At 72.8% G+C, this 18,734-nt stretch carries 18 protein-coding genes; 10 read left to right on the top strand and 8 right to left on the bottom strand.

What is annotated here, in order from left to right; translation table 11 throughout:
- The first annotated feature begins 60 nt into the window (after positions 1-60).
- From pcaH to ACH34Q_RS16810, 10 genes are all read left to right on the top strand, one after another.
- Positions 61-726 carry a protocatechuate 3,4-dioxygenase subunit beta gene (pcaH, locus tag ACH34Q_RS16855; protein WP_395983891.1) on the top strand — a complete coding sequence of 222 codons (666 nt, stop codon included), beginning with the start codon at positions 61-63 and terminating at the stop codon, positions 724-726.
- Positions 726-1,268 (top strand): protocatechuate 3,4-dioxygenase subunit alpha, encoded by a 543-nt coding sequence (gene pcaG, locus ACH34Q_RS16850; RefSeq protein ID WP_395983890.1) that lies wholly within the window; start codon positions 726-728, stop codon positions 1,266-1,268. The genes pcaH and pcaG overlap by 1 nt, the downstream gene beginning before the upstream one ends.
- A gap of 61 nt (positions 1,269-1,329) precedes the next feature.
- The gene (pcaB, locus tag ACH34Q_RS16845) at positions 1,330-2,514 is read left to right on the top strand and encodes a 3-carboxy-cis,cis-muconate cycloisomerase (RefSeq protein WP_395983889.1); all 1,185 of its coding nucleotides are present in this window, start codon (positions 1,330-1,332) and stop codon (positions 2,512-2,514) included.
- Positions 2,511-3,278: a 3-oxoadipate enol-lactonase gene (gene pcaD, locus ACH34Q_RS16840; RefSeq protein ID WP_395983888.1), complete on the top strand. Its 768-nt coding sequence runs from the start codon at positions 2,511-2,513 to the stop codon at positions 3,276-3,278. Before pcaB ends, pcaD begins: the two co-directional genes overlap by 4 nt.
- Positions 3,275-3,652, top strand: a complete 378-nt coding sequence (pcaC, locus tag ACH34Q_RS16835; RefSeq protein WP_395983887.1) for a 4-carboxymuconolactone decarboxylase — start codon at positions 3,275-3,277, stop codon at positions 3,650-3,652. Before pcaD ends, pcaC begins: the two co-directional genes overlap by 4 nt.
- Before the next feature lie 25 nt (positions 3,653-3,677).
- Positions 3,678-4,502: an IclR family transcriptional regulator gene (locus ACH34Q_RS16830; protein WP_395983886.1), complete on the top strand. Its 825-nt coding sequence runs from the start codon at positions 3,678-3,680 to the stop codon at positions 4,500-4,502.
- Positions 4,503-4,567: 65 nt separating this feature from the next.
- Complete coding sequence (locus ACH34Q_RS16825) at positions 4,568-5,728, top strand: 4-hydroxybenzoate 3-monooxygenase (protein ID WP_395983885.1); 1,161 nt, start codon at positions 4,568-4,570, stop codon at positions 5,726-5,728.
- A 168-nt stretch (positions 5,729-5,896) separates the two neighbouring features.
- The gene (locus ACH34Q_RS16820; RefSeq protein WP_395983884.1) at positions 5,897-6,928 is read left to right on the top strand and encodes an LCP family protein; all 1,032 of its coding nucleotides are present in this window, start codon (positions 5,897-5,899) and stop codon (positions 6,926-6,928) included.
- A 92-nt stretch (positions 6,929-7,020) separates the two neighbouring features.
- Entirely contained in the window at positions 7,021-7,692 is a 672-nt protein-coding gene (locus tag ACH34Q_RS16815; protein ID WP_395983883.1) for a QsdR family transcriptional regulator, read from the top strand.
- Between the two features lie 1,095 nt (positions 7,693-8,787).
- Positions 8,788-10,155, top strand: a complete 1,368-nt coding sequence (locus ACH34Q_RS16810; RefSeq protein WP_395983882.1) for an ABC1 kinase family protein — start codon at positions 8,788-8,790, stop codon at positions 10,153-10,155.
- 3 nt (positions 10,156-10,158) lie between these two features.
- On the opposite strand, the gene ACH34Q_RS16805 is transcribed toward ACH34Q_RS16810, so the two are convergent.
- The 8 genes from ACH34Q_RS16805 to ACH34Q_RS16770 all read right to left on the bottom strand — a co-directional run bounded on the left by ACH34Q_RS16805 (position 10,159) and on the right by ACH34Q_RS16770 (position 18,617).
- Positions 10,159-11,007 carry a siderophore-interacting protein gene (locus ACH34Q_RS16805; protein ID WP_395983881.1) on the bottom strand — a complete coding sequence of 283 codons (849 nt, stop codon included), beginning with the start codon at positions 11,005-11,007 and terminating at the stop codon, positions 10,159-10,161.
- 73 nt (positions 11,008-11,080) lie between these two features.
- A complete protein-coding gene (locus tag ACH34Q_RS16800; RefSeq protein ID WP_395983880.1) occupies positions 11,081-12,205 on the bottom strand; it encodes a 5-methyltetrahydropteroyltriglutamate--homocysteine S-methyltransferase in 1,125 nt (374 codons plus the stop codon).
- Between the two features lie 24 nt (positions 12,206-12,229).
- Positions 12,230-13,228, bottom strand: a complete 999-nt coding sequence (locus ACH34Q_RS16795; RefSeq protein WP_395983879.1) for a branched-chain amino acid ABC transporter permease — start codon at positions 13,226-13,228, stop codon at positions 12,230-12,232.
- A 122-nt stretch (positions 13,229-13,350) separates the two neighbouring features.
- On the bottom strand, positions 13,351-14,211 hold the full coding sequence (locus tag ACH34Q_RS16790) for a branched-chain amino acid ABC transporter permease (RefSeq protein ID WP_395983878.1): 861 nt from the start codon (positions 14,209-14,211) through the stop codon (positions 13,351-13,353).
- Between the two features lie 91 nt (positions 14,212-14,302).
- Positions 14,303-14,971, bottom strand: coding sequence for an ABC transporter ATP-binding protein (locus ACH34Q_RS16785; protein ID WP_395983877.1), 669 nt, complete (start codon positions 14,969-14,971; stop codon positions 14,303-14,305).
- Positions 14,968-15,729: an ABC transporter ATP-binding protein gene (locus ACH34Q_RS16780; protein WP_395983876.1), complete on the bottom strand. Its 762-nt coding sequence runs from the start codon at positions 15,727-15,729 to the stop codon at positions 14,968-14,970. The genes ACH34Q_RS16785 and ACH34Q_RS16780 overlap by 4 nt, the downstream gene beginning before the upstream one ends.
- A 4-nt stretch (positions 15,730-15,733) precedes the next feature.
- Positions 15,734-16,930, bottom strand: coding sequence for an ABC transporter substrate-binding protein (locus tag ACH34Q_RS16775; RefSeq protein ID WP_395983875.1), 1,197 nt, complete (start codon positions 16,928-16,930; stop codon positions 15,734-15,736).
- A gap of 166 nt (positions 16,931-17,096) precedes the next feature.
- Complete coding sequence (locus tag ACH34Q_RS16770; protein WP_395983874.1) at positions 17,097-18,617, bottom strand: long-chain fatty acid--CoA ligase; 1,521 nt, start codon at positions 18,615-18,617, stop codon at positions 17,097-17,099.
- Positions 18,618-18,734: the final 117 nt, after the last annotated feature.

Raw genomic sequence — 18,734 nt, 5'->3', positions numbered from 1 at the left:
CTCATCGGGGTGAACCGATGCCAGGGTGAAGGGGATCCGCCCTTCGGAAGGAACCCGGGCATGACGCATCCGCCCTACCTGTACCCCGGCTACAAGAGCACCGTCCTCCGGGCCCCCGCCCAGGAGCTGGTCATGCCCAAGCTGGGGCCCGACAGCGTCGAGCTGGCCTCGCCGGTGTTCGGCCACGCCGAGCTGGACCGGCTCGACGCCGACCTGACCCTGCGGCACAGCGGCGAGCCGCTCGGCGAGCGGATCATCGTCACCGGCCGGGTGACCGACGCCTCCGGCCGGCCGGTGCGCGGCGCGCTGGTGGAGGTCTGGCAGGCCAACGCCTGCGGCCGGTACGCGCACGGCGGCGACCAGCACCCGGCGCCGCTGGACCCCAACTTCACCGGCGCCGGCCGCTGCCTGACCGATGACGAGGGCCGCTACCGGTTCGTCACGATCAAGCCCGGCGCGTACCCGTGGCGCAACCACGCCAACGCCTGGCGGCCCGCGCACATCCACTTCTCGGTGTTCGGCACGGCGTTCACCCAGCGCCTGGTCACCCAGATGTACTTCCCCGGCGACCCGCTGTTCGCCTACGACCCGATGCTCTTGTCGATCCCGGAGCAGAAGCACCGCGACCTGCTGGTCAGCCGGCTGGACATGGACACCACCGAGCCGGAGTGGGCGCTGGGCTACCAGTGGGACATCGTGCTCGGCGACACCCCGATGGAGGCCTGATGCCGGAGCAGACGCCCTCGCAGACCGTCGGACCCTTCTTCGGGTACGCGCTGCCGTACGAGGAAGGGCCCGAGGTCGTCCCCGCCTGGCGGCCCGGCGCGATCACGCTGCGCGGCACCGTCGTGGACGGCGCCGGGCAGCCCGTTCCGGACGCGCTGCTGGAGATCTGGCAGGCCGACGAGTCGGGCGCGATCCCGCACCGGCCGGGCGGGCTCAAGCGGGCGGGGCACGGGTTCTCCGGCTTCGGCCGCTGCGCGACCGACGCGGCCGGGGGCTACTGGTTCAGCACGCTCAAGCCCGCCGCGATCGGGGCCGGCGCGCCGTACATCGCGGTACTGGTGTTCGCCCGCGGCTTGCTCAAGCCCGTGCTGACCCGGCTGTACTTCCCCGAGGACGCCGCCGCCCACGCGGCCGACCCGCTGCTGGCCGAGGTCCCCGAGGACCGCAGGGGTACGCTGATCGCCAAGCGTGAGGAGGACGGCGCGTACCGTTTCGACGTCCACCTCCAGGGCGAGCGGGAGACGGTCTTTCTTGCGATCTGAGGTGCCGCCGGACGCCGCGTCTTCCGACACCGTGTCTCCGGACGCCGTATCTCCAGACGCCGTGTCCCCCGACACGGGGCTGCTGTCGCCGGTCCGGGCCGGCACGCGGGCCGAGGCGGCCACCGGCGACCGGGCGTGGCTGGCGGCCATGCTCGACGCCGAGGCCGCGCTGGCCCGCGCCCAGGCACGGCTCGGCATCGTGCCGCCGGAGGCCGCGGCGGCCATCGGCCGGGCCGCCGACGCCGGCCGGATCGACCTGCCGGCCCTGGCCCGGCGCGCCCGCGCGGCGGGCAACCCGGTCGTCCCGCTGGTCGCCGACCTGCGCGAACTCGCCGGTACGGCCGGGGAGCACGTGCACCGGGGCGCCACCAGCCAGGACATCGTCGACACCGCCGCGATGCTCGTCGCGACCCGTACCAGGCGCGCCGCCCTCGCCCATCTGGACCGGGCACTGGACGCGCTGGCCGGGATCGCGGAGCGGCACCGCGACACGCCGATCGCGGGCCGCACGCTCGGCCGCCAGGCCCTCCCCACGACCTTCGGGGCGAAGGCGGGGGGCTGGCTGCTGGGCGTCCTGGAGGCCCGCGAGCGGCTGGCCGCCGTGCCGCTGCCGGTCCAGCTCGGCGGAGCCGCGGGCACCCTCGGCGCGTACGGTGACCAGGGGTTCGCCCTGCTCGAGGCGTTCGCCGCCGAGACCGGGCTGGCCGAGCCCGTGGCGCCCTGGCACACCCGCCGCACGCCCGTCGCCGACCTCGGCGCAGCGCTGGCCCTGACCGCAGGCGCGCTGGGCAAGTTCGCCACCGACGTCGTGCTGCTCGCCCAGAGCGAGATCGACGAGGTGGCCGAGCAAGCGGCGCCCGGCCGCGGCGGCTCGTCGGCGATGCCGCACAAGCGCAACCCGGCGATGGCCACCATGATCCGCTCCGCCGCGCTCCAGGTCCCCGCGTACGCCCAGATCCTGGCGGCCTCCCTGGCCGCGCCGCACGAGCGGCCGGCGGGGGAGTGGCACGCCGAGTGGCAGCCGCTGCGCGAATGCCTGCGGCTGACCGGCGGGGCGGCCGAGACCGCCGCCGAGCTGGCCGAGGGCCTGGAGGTCGCGCCGGAACGGATGCGCGCCAACCTCGATGATCTGCTGGCGGTCCTGGCCGAGCACGGCGGCGACCCCGGTCCCGGCCTGGCACCGCTGCTGGCCGACCGCGCCGTCGCCGCGTACCGCGCGAGCCGGCACCCGAACGGAGACGCATGATCCTGCACCACCGGTTCGACGGGCCCGAGGACGCGCCCGTCCTGGTCCTCGGCCCGTCCCTGGGCACCGGAACCGAGCTGTGGCGGCCCCAGATGGCCGCGCTCACCGAGCGGTTCCGGGTGCTGCGGTACGACCTGCCCGGCCACGGGGGATCACCGTCCCCCGAGCGCGGATTCACCATCGAGGACCTCGCCGGCGCCCTCGTGGACATCCTCGACGCGCGCGGCATCCGGCGGGCCGCCTACGCAGGCGTCTCGCTCGGCGGCGCGGTCGGCACGGCGCTCGCCCTGCGCGCCCCCGAACGGCTCGGCGCCCTCGTCCTGATCTGCACCTCGCCGCGCTTCGGCGGCCCCGAAGGCTGGCACGAACGGGCCGCGCTGGTCCGCCGCGAGGGCACCGCGCCGCTGGCGGAGACGGCGGCCGGCCGCTGGTTCACCCCGGGCTTCGACGGGGCCGAGCCGTACGTGGCGATGCTGCGCGCGACCGGCCCCGAGGGGTACGCGGCGTGCTGCGACGCCCTCGCCCTGTTCGACGCGACCGCCCGGCTCCCCGAGATCACCGCCCCCACGCTGGTGATCGCGGGCGCCGACGACCCCGCCACGCCCCCCGAGGGACACGCCGACCGGCTCGCCGACGGCATCCCCGGCGCCCGGCTGCTGGTGATCGACGGCGCCGCGCACCTGGCCGGCGCCGAGCGTCCCGGCCCGGTCACCGACGCGATCATCGCCCACCTCGACCAGACCTGGAAGGACCCGGCCGGATGAACGAGGAGCAGCGGTACGCCGAGGGCATGAAGGTACGGCGCGAGGTGCTCGGCGACGCCCACGTGGACCGGGCCGCGGCCCGTACCGACGACTTCACCGCCGACTTCCAGGACATGATCACCCGGTACGCGTGGGGCGGCATCTGGACCCGTCCCGGCCTGGACCGCAGGACCCGCAGCTGCATCACGCTCACCGCCCTGGTCGCGCACGGCCATCTGGACGAGCTGGCCATGCACGTGCGCGCCGCGCGCCGCAACGGCCTGACCCGGGACGAGATCAAAGAGGTGCTGCTGCAGACCGCCATCTATTGTGGAGTTCCGGCTGCGAACTCGGCGTTCGCCGTGGCGCAGCGGGTCCTGGCCGAGGAGGAGTAGAGCAGCGGAGATGGCACCCTAGGTGATGGCCGAGCCCGCTCGCCCGCCCAGCGTGGCGGGCAAGGTGATGGCGATCCTGGACGCGTTCGCGCTGGGAGGCGTCCGGCTCAACCTGAGCGAGATCTGCCGCCGGGCGGGCCTGCCCCTGGCCACCGGGCACCGCCTGGTCGGCGAGCTGGTCGGCGGCGGCTTCCTGGAACGGGTCCCCGACGGCACGTACCGGATCGGGACCCGGCTGTGGCGGATCGGCAGCCAGGCCCCCGCGGTGACCGGCCTGCGCGAGCTGGCGCTGCCGCACATGGAGGACCTGTACGAGGCCACCCACGACAACGTGCAGCTGGCCGTGCTGCGCGACGGCCGGGCGCTGTTCGTGGAGCGGCTGCGCGGCACCCGCTCGGTCCCCGTCGTGACGCAGGTCGGCGCCACCCTCCCGCTGTACGCCACCGGCGTGGGCAAGGTCCTGCTGGCGTACGCGCCCGAGGACGTCCTGGAGGGGGTCCTGGCCGCCGGGCTGACCCCGCACGCCACCCGTACGATCACCGACCCCGAAGAGCTGCGCCGCTCGCTGGAGCGGGTCCGGCACAACGGCTTCGCGCTGACCCGCGACGAGATGACGGTGGGCGCCTCCTCGGTGGCCGCCCCGGTCCGCGACGCGGCGGGCACGGTCGTGGCCGCGCTGTCGCTGGTCGCCCGCACTCGCAGCGCCGACATGCGCCGGCTGCTCCCGCCGCTGACCACCGCGGCCCGCGCGCTGTCGCGGGACGTGGCCGCGCACTGGCGCAGCGGACCGGTCGAGTCGCTCGCGCACGGCCCGAACGAACCTTTCACTGAGCGGAAGGCCGGCCCCTGAGCCTGGGCGGACACCCGCGAGGATCGCACTCGTCAGCGTGTGGAAGGCAGCAGGAGGAGGCAGCAATGCGGACCCAGGTCGCGATCGTGGGCGGGGGTCCCGCCGGGCTCCTGCTGTCGCATCTGCTGCATCGCCAGGGGATCGCGTCGGTGGTCCTGGAGAGCCGCGACCGCGCGTACGTGGAGCAGCGGCAGCGCGCCGGGATGCTGGAGCAGGGCACCACCGACGTGCTGCGCGAGAGCGGCGTGGGGGAGCGGCTCGACCGCGAGGGCCTGGTCCACCACGGGCTCGAGCTGCGCTTCGGCGGCGCCGGGCACCGGATCGCGCTGACCGAGCTGACCGGCCGCACGGTGACGGTCTACGCCCAGACCGAGATCGTCAAGGACCTGGTCGCGCGGCGGCTGGCGGACGGCGGCGACGTCCGGTTCGAGGCGCAGGTGGTGGAGATCGACCCGGCCACCCCCACCGTGACGTTCCGGCAGAACGGCAGGCTGCACACCCTGGAGTGCGACTACATCGCGGGCTGCGACGGCTTCCACGGGGTCAGCCGGCCCGCGGTGCCGGAGCTGCGGACCTTCTCCCGCGAGTACCCGTTCGCCTGGCTGGGGATCCTGGCCGACGTGCCGCCCTCCACCGACGAGCTGATCTACGCGAGCCACGACCGCGGCTTCGCCCTGCACAGCCTGCGCTCGCCCAAGGTCAGCCGGCTCTACCTGCAGGTGGATCCCCAAGCGGAGATCGCCGCCTGGCCGGACGAGCGGATCTGGTCGGAGCTGGCCACCCGGTTCGCCACCGACGACGGCTGGGAGCTGCGCGAGGGCCCGATCACCGACAGGTCGATCACCCCGATGCGCAGCTTCGTGGCCGAGCCGATGCGGCACGACCGGCTGTTCCTGGCCGGGGACGCCGCGCACATCGTCCCGCCGACCGGCGCCAAGGGCCTCAACCTGGCGGTGTCGGACGTGACGCTGCTGGCGCGGGCGTTCACCGAGCGCTACGCCGAAGGCTCCGAGGCGCTGCTGGACGGCTATTCCGCGTCCTGCCTGCGCCGGGTGTGGCGGGCCGAGCACTTCTCGTACTGGATGACCACGCTGCTGCACACCGACCCGCACGGCGACGACTTCGCCCGGCGGCTGCAGCGCTCGCACCTGGACTACGTGGTCTCGTCCACGGCCGCCGCGACCAGCCTCGCCGAGAACTACGCGGGCCTCCCGCTGACGCCCTGACGGCGCGCTGACCGTCCCGCCGCTCCCGTCCCGGCCGGCGTTCCGGCCATGCCCGGCCACGCTCGTTTCGCGCCCGCTCGGAACCCTGGCGAATCGATCGTCGTTTGTGGGGAAAGAGCACCCGAACCGGGATAAAGCGCCCGAGAAGGGCGCCGGAGGTGATGCGGCATGGGCGGCCCCGCGCTCGGCGGCGCGCGCGGCGGGCGCCACGCCCGCAGCCTGCGGGTGCTGGGGATCCTCCTGGGCATCGGACTGCTGCTGGGGCTGGGCGTGACGGCCCTGGCCGAATGGCGGACCGGGACGTACGACCGCAGCATCCAGCGGCTGCCGGACGCGCTGCCGCACGACTCCGGCGTCCGGCCGGTCCAGGATCCGGGCCAGAACTGGCTGCTGATCGGGTCCGATCTGCGCGGCGTCCCCGCCGCGGACAAGTGGCGTCCGGGCGGCCGGGCCCGGGCGGACACGATCATGCTGCTGCACATGCCCGAGCGGGGCGGCCGGGCCTACCTGATCTCGGTGCCGCGCGATCTGTGGGCCGAGATCCCCGGCCGGGACCGGGGAAAGATCAACTCCGCCTTCGCGGCCGGCGGCTCGCGGCTGCTGGCCGAGACGGTGGAGGCCCTCAGCGGGGTACGGATCGACCACGTCGCCGCCGTCGACTTCACCGGTTTCAAGGCGATGACCGACGCGCTGGGCGGGGTCGAGATCCATCTTGACCAGCCGATCCACGACCCCAGCAACGGCTGGTCCTGGCCCGCCGGGCGCAACGTGCTCGACGGCGAGGAGGCGCTGCGCTTCGTCCGCGAGCGCAAGGGCCTGTCCGGCAGCGACCTGGACCGGATCCGGCGCCAGCAGGCGTTCCTGCTGGCACTGGGGAAGAAGGCCGCCGACTCCGGGACGCTGACCAGCCCCTGGAAGCTCGACGCCTTCCTGCGGGCGGCCAGCGGTTCGCTGGCGGTCGACTCGCAGACCGAGTTCGGCACGCTGCGCTCGCTGGCCACGCGGCTCGCCCGGATCGGGCCCGAGCGGGTCTCGTTCGTGACCATGCCCACCGGCGGGAGCGCCTGGATCGGTGACCAGAACGTGCTGCTCCCCGATCCCGAGTCCCGCGACGGCCTCTTCGACGCGCTGCGGGACGGGCGCCTGGAGGGGTACCTGGAGCGGCACGATCTGGAGAACGAGATCGACGCGGCGGACTGAGGGGTCGTCCCCTCAGCGCATCACTGAGCCGGAGGGCCTCGGCCGCACCAGCTCCGGCCGTCCGGTGCCGCCGTCTGTGCCATGCTGTGCGGGTGAATCGGGTTCGACGCACGCCCGTCGAGGACGACGGCGGGGCCGGCGGCGGACGGGCGGCGGGGCCGGCGGCGGCCGTGGCCGCGGCGACCGCGCACTACCTGCGGGGCGAACCGATCGACATGTCCGCGCTGGCGGCCGAGCTCGGCGTCGGGCGGGCCACCCTCTACCGCTGGGTCGGCAGCCGCGAGCAGCTGCTCGGCACCGTGCTGGCCGACATGACCGAGCGCACCTACCGGGTCGCGATCCGGGGCGTGCGCGGCACCGGCCCCCAGCGGCTGCTGGCCATCCTCGACCGGTTCATGCACCAGGTCGTGGACGCCGCGCCGCTGAAGGCGTTCACCGAGCGCGAGCCGCGGCTGTTCGTCCGGCTGGCCACCATGCCGGGGCCGATCGAGGAGCGCGCGATCGCCCTGCTCACCCGCGAGTTGCAGCGCGAGATCGACCGGGGAACGGTCGACGTGCCGCTGTCCACCGGCACGCTCGCCCAGGCGATCGTGCGGATCTCCGACTCGTTCATGTACGCGCACTACCTGGGCGGCAGCCGGCCGGAGATCGAGACGGCCCTGGAGGTCATCGAGCTCCTCCTGCGCCCGGCCGCCCCGTACGGGCCCGGGGAGCGTCCCCGCGCGGACGGTGGCCCGGCGGCACCCCGGCCGCCCGGCTCGTAGCGCGGGAACAGGAACAGCGCCCCGAGCGCCAGCGCCGCCCCGGCGAGCCGCAGCACGCCCCACAGCGGGTCGGCGGGCCAGTCGCCCCCGTACAGCAGGGAGCCGACCAGCACCAGATAGGTCTTGGCGACGATCGTGCAGACCGAGACGCAGATCGCCATCCGGCAGCGCTGCATCGCCATCATCGCCTGGCCCAGCCCCAGGCCCAGGGCCAGCGCGATCAGGTACGGGTACGGCTCGGCCAGCAGTCCCAGGCCGAACGCGCGCTCGGTGTTGAGGATCGCCAGGCCCTTGACCGCGACCTCCCCGGCACCGAGCAGGACCCCGAAGCTCAGCCCGTACGCCACGCCCGACAGCGGGCGGGCGTGCCGGCCCTCGGGGCGGCGGTCCCCGGCCGAGAACAGCGCCAGCGGGATCGCGATCGAGGGGATCATCACGGCGAGCAGCAGCGGGACCGGCGGCAGTTCCCCGATGTCGCCCTCGCCGGGCCGTACCGAGGCGGCGACGGCCAGCGTGGCGACCGCGAACAGGCCGAGGGCCAGCCATTCGCGGGCGGTCAGCCGCTCGCCGAAGAGGGTGACCGCCATCCAGAGCAGCAGCACCAGGGTGGAGGCGAACAGCGGCATCGCCATCCCGAGCGGCAGCTCCGCGAACGCGATGATCTGCAGTTCCAGGCCGATCAGGAAGACCAGCAGCCCGATCAGCCACAGCCGGCTGCGCGCCAGCGCCCCCAGCATGTGCAGCGGGCGGTCGCCGCGCAGCGGCTCCATCCGCATTCCGGCCGCCTTGAACAGCGCGGCTCCGACGTAGTACAGGCCCACCGCCAGTAGCGCGGTCGTCGTGGCATTCACTCGGTGAGCGCCTCCTACCTCCGGCGCGGGGGGTGTCGGGATCGGCAGAGCCGCGAGACAATGATGTGATCTGTCTCACTAGGACTCTCATCGTGGTCCCGTGCGCGCAGCGCGTCAAGGGAAATCCGTAACGTAGGCGACACAGCGGTCGTGGAGCGGGAATCACTCTTCAGTGGCGTTCGCTGTACATGAGAGGCTGCGATCATTCGTTGCCCGTCGATGAAACAGTTGGGACGGTCGGCCCGTGAGTGACATCCCCCGCCGCGCTGTGACGCGGAGTGCCAAGCTGGCGAGCCTGCCCCTCGGATTCGCCGGGCGGACGGCGCTCGGCTTCGGCAAGCGCACCTTCGGACGCCCCGCCGAGACCGTGGCGCTGGAGGTCCAGCGCCGTACCGCCGAGCAGCTGTTCCGGGTGCTCGGCGAGCTCAAGGGCGGCGCGATGAAGGTCGGCCAGCTGCTGTCGATCTTCGAGGCCGGACTGCCCGAGGAGGTGGCCGGGCCGTTCCGGGCCAGCCTCACCCGGCTGCAGGAGGCCGCGCCGCCGATGCCCGCGTCCACCATGCACGCGGTCATGGCCGAGGGCCTCGGCGAGGACTGGCGCGACCTGTTCGCCGAGTTCACCGACGAGCCCGCCGCGGCCGCCTCCATCGGTCAGGTGCACAAGGCCGTCTGGCACGACGGCCGTACCGTCGCGGTCAAGGTGCAGTACCCGGGCGCCGGCAAGGCGCTGATGAGCGACTTCAACCAGATCTCCCGGCTGAGCCGCCTGATCACCCCGCTGTTCCCCGGGGTCGAGGTCAAGCCGATGGTCGCCGACCTCAAGCGGCGGCTGGAGAAGGAGCTCGACTACGCCGACGAGGCCCGCGCCCAGACGGCCTTCCACGACGCCTACGCCGACGACCCCGACTTCGTCGTGCCGGCCGTGGTCGAGCGGTCGGGCAACGTCCTGGTCACCGAGTGGCTGGACGGGACGCCGCTGTCGAAGGTGATCTCCGAGGGGCCGCAGGAGCTGCGCGACCGGGCCGGGCTGCTGCTCTTCCGCTTCCTGCTGTCCGGACCGGCCCGCTGCGAGATGATCCACATCGATCCGCATCCGGGCAACTTCCGGATGCTGGACGACGGCCGGCTCGGCGTCATGGACTTCGGCGGCGCCGCCCACGTCCCGGCCGAGCTGCAGTGGTCGATCGGGCGGCTGATGCGGATCGGCACCCTCGGCAGCGGCGAGGAGATGGTCGAGGCCATGCGCGAGGAGGGCTTCCTGACCCCCGAGGGGGACGTGGACCCCGAGCAGCTGGCCGCGCTGGTCGGCGCGCACTCCTACCCGTTCACCACCGAGAGCTTCAAGTACTCGCGGGAGTTCATGCGCCAGGAGACGACCCGCGGCATCGGCATCGCCACCGACATGCGGCCCGGCGGGCTGGGCCGGCACCTGCGGATGCCGCCGCAGTTCATGGCCGTGACGCGGGCGCTGACCAGTTGCGGAGGGGTGCTGTGCCAGCTGGAGGCGGAGGGGAACTTCCGCGCCGAGGCCGAGCGCTGGCTGCCCGGCTTCACCGACGACGGCGGCGACCTCACCGACGGTGACCTCACCACCGGTGAGGCCACCGCCTGAGGCTCAGCCGGAGACCGCCCGCGCCTCTTCCTCCTCGACCTGGCGGTTCCAGTCCTGCTTGGAGGACTGCCAGCCGTCCTCGTCCCGGCCGCGGCGCCAGTAGCCGGAGATCGACAGCCGGTCCATCGGCAGGCCGCGGTCGATCCGCAGGTGCCGGCGCAGCTGCTTGACGAAGTTCGCCTCGCCGTGGACGAAGGCGTGCACGTCGCCCTTGGGGAACTCCAGGGCCCGTACGGCGCGTACGAGCGAGTCGCCGACCGGCGACCCGTTGCGGTGCAGCCACACGATCTCGGCGTCGCCGGGAGTGGTCAGCTCCTGCTGCTCCTGGGGACCCTCGACCTCGAGGAAGACCCGCGTCGGCGCGCCCTCCGGCACGCGTTCCAGCGAGGCGGCGATCGCAGGCAGCGCGCTCTCGTCGCCCACCAGCAGGTGCCAGTCGGCCTCGGCGCCCGGCGCGTACGCCCCGCCCGGCCCCTGGAACCGCAGCACGTCGCCCGGCTTGGCCGCCGCCGCCCACGGCCCCGCCAGCCCCTCGTCACCGTGGTAGACGAAGTCGATCGTCAGCTCCACCGCCTCCGGATCCCACGCGCGCACGGTGTAGGTCCGGGTGCTGGGCCACTGGTCGCGCGGCAGCTCGGCGCGGACCACGTCCATGTCGAACGGCTCCGGATACTCGACCCCGGGCCGCGGGAACAGCAGCTTGATGTAGTGATCGGTGTACTGGCCCGCGGGGAACCCGGCGAGGGACTCGCCCCCGACCACCACCCGGATCATGTGGGGGGTGATCTGCTCGGTGCGCAGCACCGTGCCGGTGTTCAGCCGTGGCCCCTTGCGTTTCGGCTCGTCCGCCATCCGTTCCTCCCGATCACTGTGGCTCGACCTACTTAGGTAAGCCTAACCTGTCCCTCGGGGAAATGATCGCTTCTCAGCCCCAGACCTCCTCGGCGGTCTCCACGATCAGCCGCAGCTTGGCCAGCTGCTCGTCCCGGGTGAGCTCGTTCCCCTCGACGGTGGAGGAGAACCCGCACTGCGGCGACAGGCACAGCTGGTCGAGCGGTACGTACCGGCTCGCCTCGTCGATCCGGCGCTTGAGGTCGTCCTTGCTCTCCAGGGCGCCGCTCTTGGTGGTGACCAGGCCCAGCACGACCGTCTTGCCCTTCGGCACGAACCGCAGCGGCTCGAACCCGCCCGACCGCTCGTCGTCGAACTCCAGGAAGAACCCGTCCACGTCCAGCTCGCCGAACAGCGCCTCGGCCACGAAGTCGTAGCCGCCCTCGGCCGTCCACGCGGACCGGAAGTTGCCCCGGCACATGTGCGTGGTGATCCGCATCCCCTCCGGCCGGCCGGCGATCGCGCCGTTGATCTGCTGGATGTAGCGCAGGTGCAGATGGTCGGCGTCGTCGCCGCGCGCGGCGATCATCGCGCGCTGCTCGGGATCGTTGAGGTAGGCCAGGCTGGTGTCGTCGAACTGCAGGTAGCGGCAGCCCGCCGCGCCGATCCTGCGCACCTGCTCGGCGTACGCGGTGGCCAGGTCGGACCAGAACTCCTCGACGTCGGGGTAGACCGCCGGATCGATCGAGGCCGGCCCGCCCCGGTAGTGCACCATGTTCGGCGACGGTACGGTCAGCTTGGCCGTCAGCCCGGTGCCCTCGGCCTGGTCGCGCAGGTACGCGAAGTCGTCCCCGAAGATCGTCTCATCGAGCCGGATCCGCTCGTGCACCCGCAGCGCGGCGCTGGTGAACTCGATGTCCCCGTTGCGCCGGTGGAACTGGACCTTGATCTTCTCCTCGGCCGGGCTGATCCCGCCCAGCCGGTAGATGAAGTCCATGTGCCACGAGGTGCGGCGGAACTCACCGTCGGTCGCCGTCCGCAGCCCCGCCTCACGCTGTAGTTCCACCGCCGACGTGACGGCCGCGTCCTCGGCCGCGCGCAGTTGCTCGGCCTTGATCCGCCCGGCCGCGTGGTCCGCGCGCGCCGCCAGCAGCTCCGGCGGCCGCAGCAGGCTGCCGACATGGTCGGCCCGGAACGGCGGGGTGTCTCGCAGAACCATGGAACTCCTTCTCGTCTTGCCTTCTCACGTCGTTCCCGAGGTCCGGGACGACAATCTGGATCGGACGGCCGGGACCAGGCCGCCGGGCATGAACAGCACCGCGGCGATCAGCAGCAGCGAGTAGATCGCGTAGGACAGCACGCTCGGCGCGTAGCTGGGCATGCCCTCCATCGTGCCGACGTTGTTGAGCAACTGGATCAGCAGGACGATCGCGGTGGCGCCGGCCAGCGCGCCCCAGATCGTGCCCAGCCCGCCGACCACCGCCATCACCACGTACTCGATCGACAGCAGGACCGGGAACGACCCGGGCGCGATGTAGCCGACGTAGTAGGCGTAGATCCCGCCCGCCAGCCCGGCGAACGCGGCCGACAGCGCGAACACCACCAGCTTGGCCCGGCCCACCGCGACGCCCGCCGACTCGGCCGCGATCTCGCTGGTGGCCAGCGCCCGCAGCCCGCGCCCCTGCCGGGACTCGATGACGTTGCGGGCCACCAGCACCACCACGGCCAGCGCGCCCCAGGTGAGGAACGCGTAGCCGCGGTCACCGCTCAGCTCCAGCGGCCCCACGCCGAACCGCGGGATGCCCTGCAGCCCGATGCTGCCGCCCAGGAAGTCCAGCTCGCCCGCCAGAGACAGCAGGATCAGCTGCGTCGCCAGCGTCGCGAACGCCAGATGGTGGCCGCGCAGCCGCAGCAGCGGGATGCCGATCACCACCGCGAACAGCGCGGCGATCAGCGGCGCCGCCAGCAGCCCCAGCAGGGGCGGCAGCCCGTGCACGCTCATCAGCCCGGCCGTGTAGCCGCCGATCGCGTAGAACGCCGCCTGCCCGAGGGACACCTGCCCCGCGTACCCCATCAACAGCGACACCCCGACGGTGACCATCGCCGCCAGCCCCAGCAGGACGAAGACCGACAGCTGCCCCTCGCCCAGCGTCGCCGCGAGCAGCATCGTCACCGCGAACAGCGCCGCCAGATGCGGCAGCCTGACCTCCGGCCCGTCGCCCCGCCCCCGCAGCCGCGCCAAGACCCCACCATTCTTACTGGTCGCCTCAGGGGCGCCTTTTTGGCGACGCCTTCCCTCCTCACTCCGGTCGCTTCGCTCCCTGCGTTCGTCAGTCCAGGCGTCGCCGCGCCCCTTCGACTCCTTCATGCGGCCTCCTCCTGCAGGGCGGGGGTGCGGGCGGCCTGCCAGATCATGATCGCGAGCATCAGGCCCAGCGCGACCACGATCTGGTACGAGGCCTTGCCGTAGCCGGCCATCATCGCCTCCGCCACGCCCAGCACCAGGCCGCCGGCCAGCGCGGCGCCGGGCCGGACCAGTCCGCCGAAGATCGCCGCGGCGAAGCCGTTGACGATCAGGGACACGTCGGAGTCGAACGAGATCGGCTGCAGCGGCGTCACCAGGACACCGGCGATGCCGCCCAGCGCGCCGCCGAGCCCGAACGCGAGCAGCCCCATCCGCCGGACGTCGATCCCGATGACCCGGGCGGCGTAGGGGTTGGAGGCGCAGGCGGTCAGGCCCTTGCCGGCGAAGGTGCGGTTGAAGAACAGCGCGAGCGCGGTGAACGTGATCGCCGTGACGACGATGACCAGGATGTACTGCTTCTGTACGGTCGCGCCCGCGATGGTCAGCGAGCCGCGCAGGCCGGGGAACGAGCGGGGCTGGTCGCCCCAGATCACGATCTCCACCGCGTACGCGAGGATGCCGATCCCCAGGGTGATGATCAGCGAGGACAGCGGGCTGGTGCCGCGCCGGCCCATCGCCAGCAGGCCGACCAGGAGCCCGGCCACCACCGCGACCAGGACCGCCGCGACCTCGGCCACCCCGTGGGGCAGCCCGGCCGACAGCAGCGAGGCCGCGCTGAGCCCGGCGACGACCGCGAACATGGCCTGGGCGAAGTTGACGATCCGGGTCACCCGGTGGATCGCCACCAGGCCGCTGCCGATCAGGGCGAACCCGCACCCCACCGCCAGGCCGTTGATCAGATAGCTCAGAAAATTACTCACGCGGCCTCCTCGCCTGGCGGCTCGGAGGCTGCCTCGCCTGGCGGCTCGGCCATGCGTGAGTTCCACTGCTGTGTCATTTTGTTCGCTTCGCTCACGGGGTCTCCTGGATGGGGCCGCCCAGGTAGGCGCCCTCGACCTCGGGACTGCTGGCCAGCTCGGCCGACGTTCCCTCGGCGACGATGCGGCCGGCCTCCAGGACGTACGCGCGGGCGCACAGCTCGAAGGCCAGCCGGGCGTTCTGCTCGATCAGCAGCACGGCGGTGCCGTGCTCGGCGTTGAGCTCGCGCAGGTGGCGGGCCAGGTCGGCGATCACCAGCGGGGCCAGCCCGAGCGACAGCTCGTCCACCGCGATCACCTCGGGCCGGGCCATCAGCGCCCGGCCCACCGCGACCATCTGCTGCTCGCCGCCGGACAGGTTGCCGCCGCGCCGGCCGCGCAGCTTCCGCAGGCCGGGCAGCAGCTCGTACACCGCGCTGGTGTCGCGCTCCCTGCGTCCCCAGGCGCCGAGCCGCAGGTTGTCCTCGACCGTCATGTCGGGGAACAGCTGGCGGCCCTCGGGGACGTGGGCGAACCGGCCGCCGACCCGTACCGTGCCCGAGGCGGGCAGGACGATCCCCGACAGCGTGTCGACCAGCGTCGACTTGCCGGCGCCGTTGGGGCCGACCAGGGCGACCATCTCGCCCGCGCCGACGGTGAGGGACACGCGGTCCAGCGCGGTGGCGGATCCGTACCGTACGGTCAGGTCCTCGACCTCGATCACGAGGTGACCTCCTCGCCGAGGTAGGCCGCGATGACGCGGGGATCGGACCTGATCTGGTCGGGCGTGCCGTCGGCGATCACCTGGCCCAGGTCCAGCACCGTGATGCGGTCGGCCAGCCGGGTCACCATCGCCACATCGTGCTCCACCAGCATGATCGTCAGCCCGCTCCGGCGGAGCTCGGCGATGAGGTCGGACAGGGCTCGCCGCTCGGCCGACCGCAGGCCGGAGGCGGGCTCGTCCAGGAGGAGCAGCTCCGGTTCGGCGCACAGCGCGCGGGCCAGTTGCAGCGAGCGCTGCTGGCCCAGCGGCAGCGACTCGGCGGGGCGGCCGGCCCACTCGGACAGGCCGACCCGCTTGAGCGCCGCGTCGGCGCGGGCACGGATCAGCCGTTCGTCGCGGGCGTGCCCGGGCAGCCGCAGCGCGGCCGTCAGGAACCCGGCGCGGGTACCGGCGTGCGCCCCCACCATGACGTTCTCGCGTACGGACATGCCGCGGAACACCCGGGCCGCCTGGAACACGATCGCGATCCCGAGCGCCGCCCGGCTGTGCGCCGGCTGCCGGCCGAGCCGGTGGCCGCGGAACTCGATCGTCCCCTGGTCGGGCAGCAGATGCCCGGCGATCAGGTTGAACAGCGTGGACTTGCCCGCGCCGTTGGGGCCGATGATCCCGCGCAGCTCCCGCTCGCCGACGGTCAGGTCGACGTCGCGGACGGCGTAGACACCGCCGAAATGCCGGGAGAGTCCCTGGATCTGGAGCACTCGCTCACCCGCCGGACACGGTCTTGGCGAGCTCGCCCTTGGACCAGGCGGTCGGGATGAACTGGCCGTTCTTGACGGTGTTGACCGAGATGTACTCCGGGCCGAGCCCGGAGTGGTCGGTGGCGGAGTACTGGAACCGGCCGTTGGGCGTGACCAGGTCCATGGTCTCCAGCGCCTTCTGCACCTTCTCGCCGTCGGTGCTGCCGGCCTTCTTGAACGCCTCGAACAGCAGCAGCGCGGCGCTGTAGCCGTCCTGCGCGAACTGCGGCGGCGCGTAGCCGTGCTTCTGCTTGTACGGCCCGGCCAGCTGCTCGATGACCGACTTCTGCGGGCCGGCCGGCAGGTGCTCGCCCACCACGCCGATCGCGCTCTGCACGGTGATGCCCTCGGCGGCGGCGCCGACCGGCTTGAGCCACAGCGAGCTGGCCTGGGAGGCGGTCAGCATCAGCGGGATGTCGAGCCCGGCGGCGACGTACTGCTTGGCCACCGTGACGCCGGGCGCGCCGGTGCCCCAGAACAGGAACGACTGGGCGCCGGAGTCCTTGATCCGGGTGAAGATCGGGCTGAAGTTGCTGGTGGTGGTCTCGTAGGTCTCGTCCTTGACGATCTGGACGCCGTACTTGGCCGCCAGCGCCACGGTGGCCTTGTGCCCGGCCACCGCGTAGCCGCTCTTGCTGTCGTGCGCCATCGCGATCTTGGTGATCTTCTGGCTCTTGAAGTACTGCAGGTAGTTCTCGGCGTACATCGCCGACAGCGCGGGCGTCACGAAGATGTAGGACTTGATCGGCTCGACCTGCTCGGTGGCCGGGGCCAGCGACAGGTAGGGGATCTTCTCGCGCTGCGCGATCGGCTCGGCGGCCAGCGCGGAGTTGGAGAACACCGGGCCGATCACCGCGTCGATGTCGCGCTTGATCGCGTTCAGGCCCAGTACGGCCTGGTCGGGCTGGGTCTTGTCGTCGCGGAAGACGATCTCGACCTTGCGGCCGAGTACCCCGCCCTTGGCGTTGAGCTGCTCGACGGCCAGCTCGACCGCCTTCTTGTCCTCGCTGCCCAGCGGGGCGTAGTTGCCGGTGAGCGAGACGATCAGCCCGACCTTGATCGGATCGGACCCGCCGTCGGAGGAGTCGCCGCAGGCGGCGGCGAGCGGGAGGACGACGGCCAGCGCGGCCAGCGCCGCGGCGCGGGTTCCTGGACGTCGCACGGCCGTCTCCTGGGACGGGGGACGGCTCTCCTGGCGGGCTATGAATCTAGGCAGGCTGCCTACCCTGGTCAGGAATTTGCCCATGGTGCTGCACCTTTTCTCGGTCGGTCCGAAACGGCGGACTCGTGATTCAGGCGGGGGGGTCTGCATGGGTTTCGCGGGTCTTTCAGGTGGCGCCGAACCGCTCGCGCAGCGGCTGCTTGAGCAGTTTTCCGGTGGCGTTGCGGGGCAGTTGCTCGGCGAACACCACCGACTTGGGGATCTTGTACGCGGCGAGCCGGCCGGCGACGGTGGCCAGCACGCCGTCGGCGGTCGGGTCCGAGCCGGGACGCGGGACCACGATCGCCCGGCCGACCTCGCCCCACTTGTCGTCGGGAACGCCGATGACCGCGCACTCCAGCACGTCGGGATGGTCCAGCAGCACGTGCTCGACCTCGGCCGGGTAGATGTTCTCGCCGCCCGAGATGATCATGTCCTTGATCCGGTCGACGATGAACGCGTAGCCGTCCTCGTCGACCCGGGCCGCGTCGCCGCTGCGGAACCAGCCGCCGGCGAACGCCGCGGCGCTCTGCTCCGGCAGGCCCCAGTAGCCGCGGAACACGTGCGGGCCGCGGACCACGACCTCGCCGGTCTCGCCCGGTCCGGCGTCGCGCATGTCCGGGCCGACCACGCGCACGTCGCTGAAGAAGTGCTGGACGCCCGCGGACCCGGCCTTGCTCACCGCGTGCTCGGCGTCCAGGAACAGCACGCCGGGTGACGCCTCGGTCATCCCGTACCCCTGCAGGAAGGTCAGCCCGCGCTCGCCGTAGGCGGCGATGAGGGCCGGCGGTACCGGGGCTCCGCCGCAGGTCAGGATGCGCAGCGAGGACAGGTCGGAGCCGTCCCAGCGGGGCGAGCGCGCCACCTGCTGGAACATCGCCGGGACCCCGAACATGAAGGTCACGCCGTGCTCGGCGATGAGGTCGAACGTGGCGTCCGCGTCGAATCCGGAGGTGAGCACGCACCGGCCGCCCTTGAGCAGCACGGGCAGGGTGAGCATGTTGAGCCCGGCGGTGTGGAACAGCGGGGCCGACACCAGCGCGACCTCGTCGGCGGCCAGGTCGTGGTCGATGAGGACGTTGACCGCGTTCCAGGTGAGGTTGCCGTGGGTGAGCATGGCGCCCTTGGGCCGGCCGGTGGTCCCCGAGGTGTACATGATCATGCAGAGGTCGTCGTGCGAGACCGCCTCGTCGATCGCGCCGCCGCCCGCGTCCTCCAGCAGCTCGTCGTAGCCGTGCGCGCCCGGGCCGGTGCCGGTGAGCGAGACGAACTCCCGGACCTGCGCCTGGTAGCGCACCTCGTCCACCAGCTCGGCGTGCGCGGGGCCGTGGACGAGCACCGAGGTGCCCGAGTCGGCGAGCTGGTAGGCGATCTCGGGGGCGGCCAGCCGGGTGTTGAGCGGGACGAACACCGCGCCGAGCACTCCGGCGGCGAACAGCGTCTCCAGGAACGACGGGTGGTTGGGGCCCAGGTAGGCGACCCGGTCGCCGCGCCGCACGCCGAGCGAGCGCAGGCCGCGCGCCAGCCGGGTCACGCGCTCGTCGAGCTCGGCGTAGGTGAGGGTGCGGCCGTCGTGGAACAGGGCCGGGCGGCGCGGGGTCTTGCGCGCCCGGCGGGCGGGCCAGGACCCGAGTCCCTCGTTGTGCATCGGTGGAGCTCCCTAGATCACGGGATCAGGAGTCGGCGGGTGGCATGGGGGCACGTTCCGAGAGGCGGGGTGGGGCGGAACCGGCGAACCGGGGGGTCGCCGCTCGGAAGTAGTGCG

The sequence above is a fragment of the Actinomadura sp. 9N407 genome, assembly GCF_044326315.1.
In the GTDB taxonomy this organism is placed as follows: domain Bacteria; phylum Actinomycetota; class Actinomycetes; order Streptosporangiales; family Streptosporangiaceae; genus Spirillospora.
This window is presented reverse-complemented; position numbering and strand designations above follow the sequence as displayed.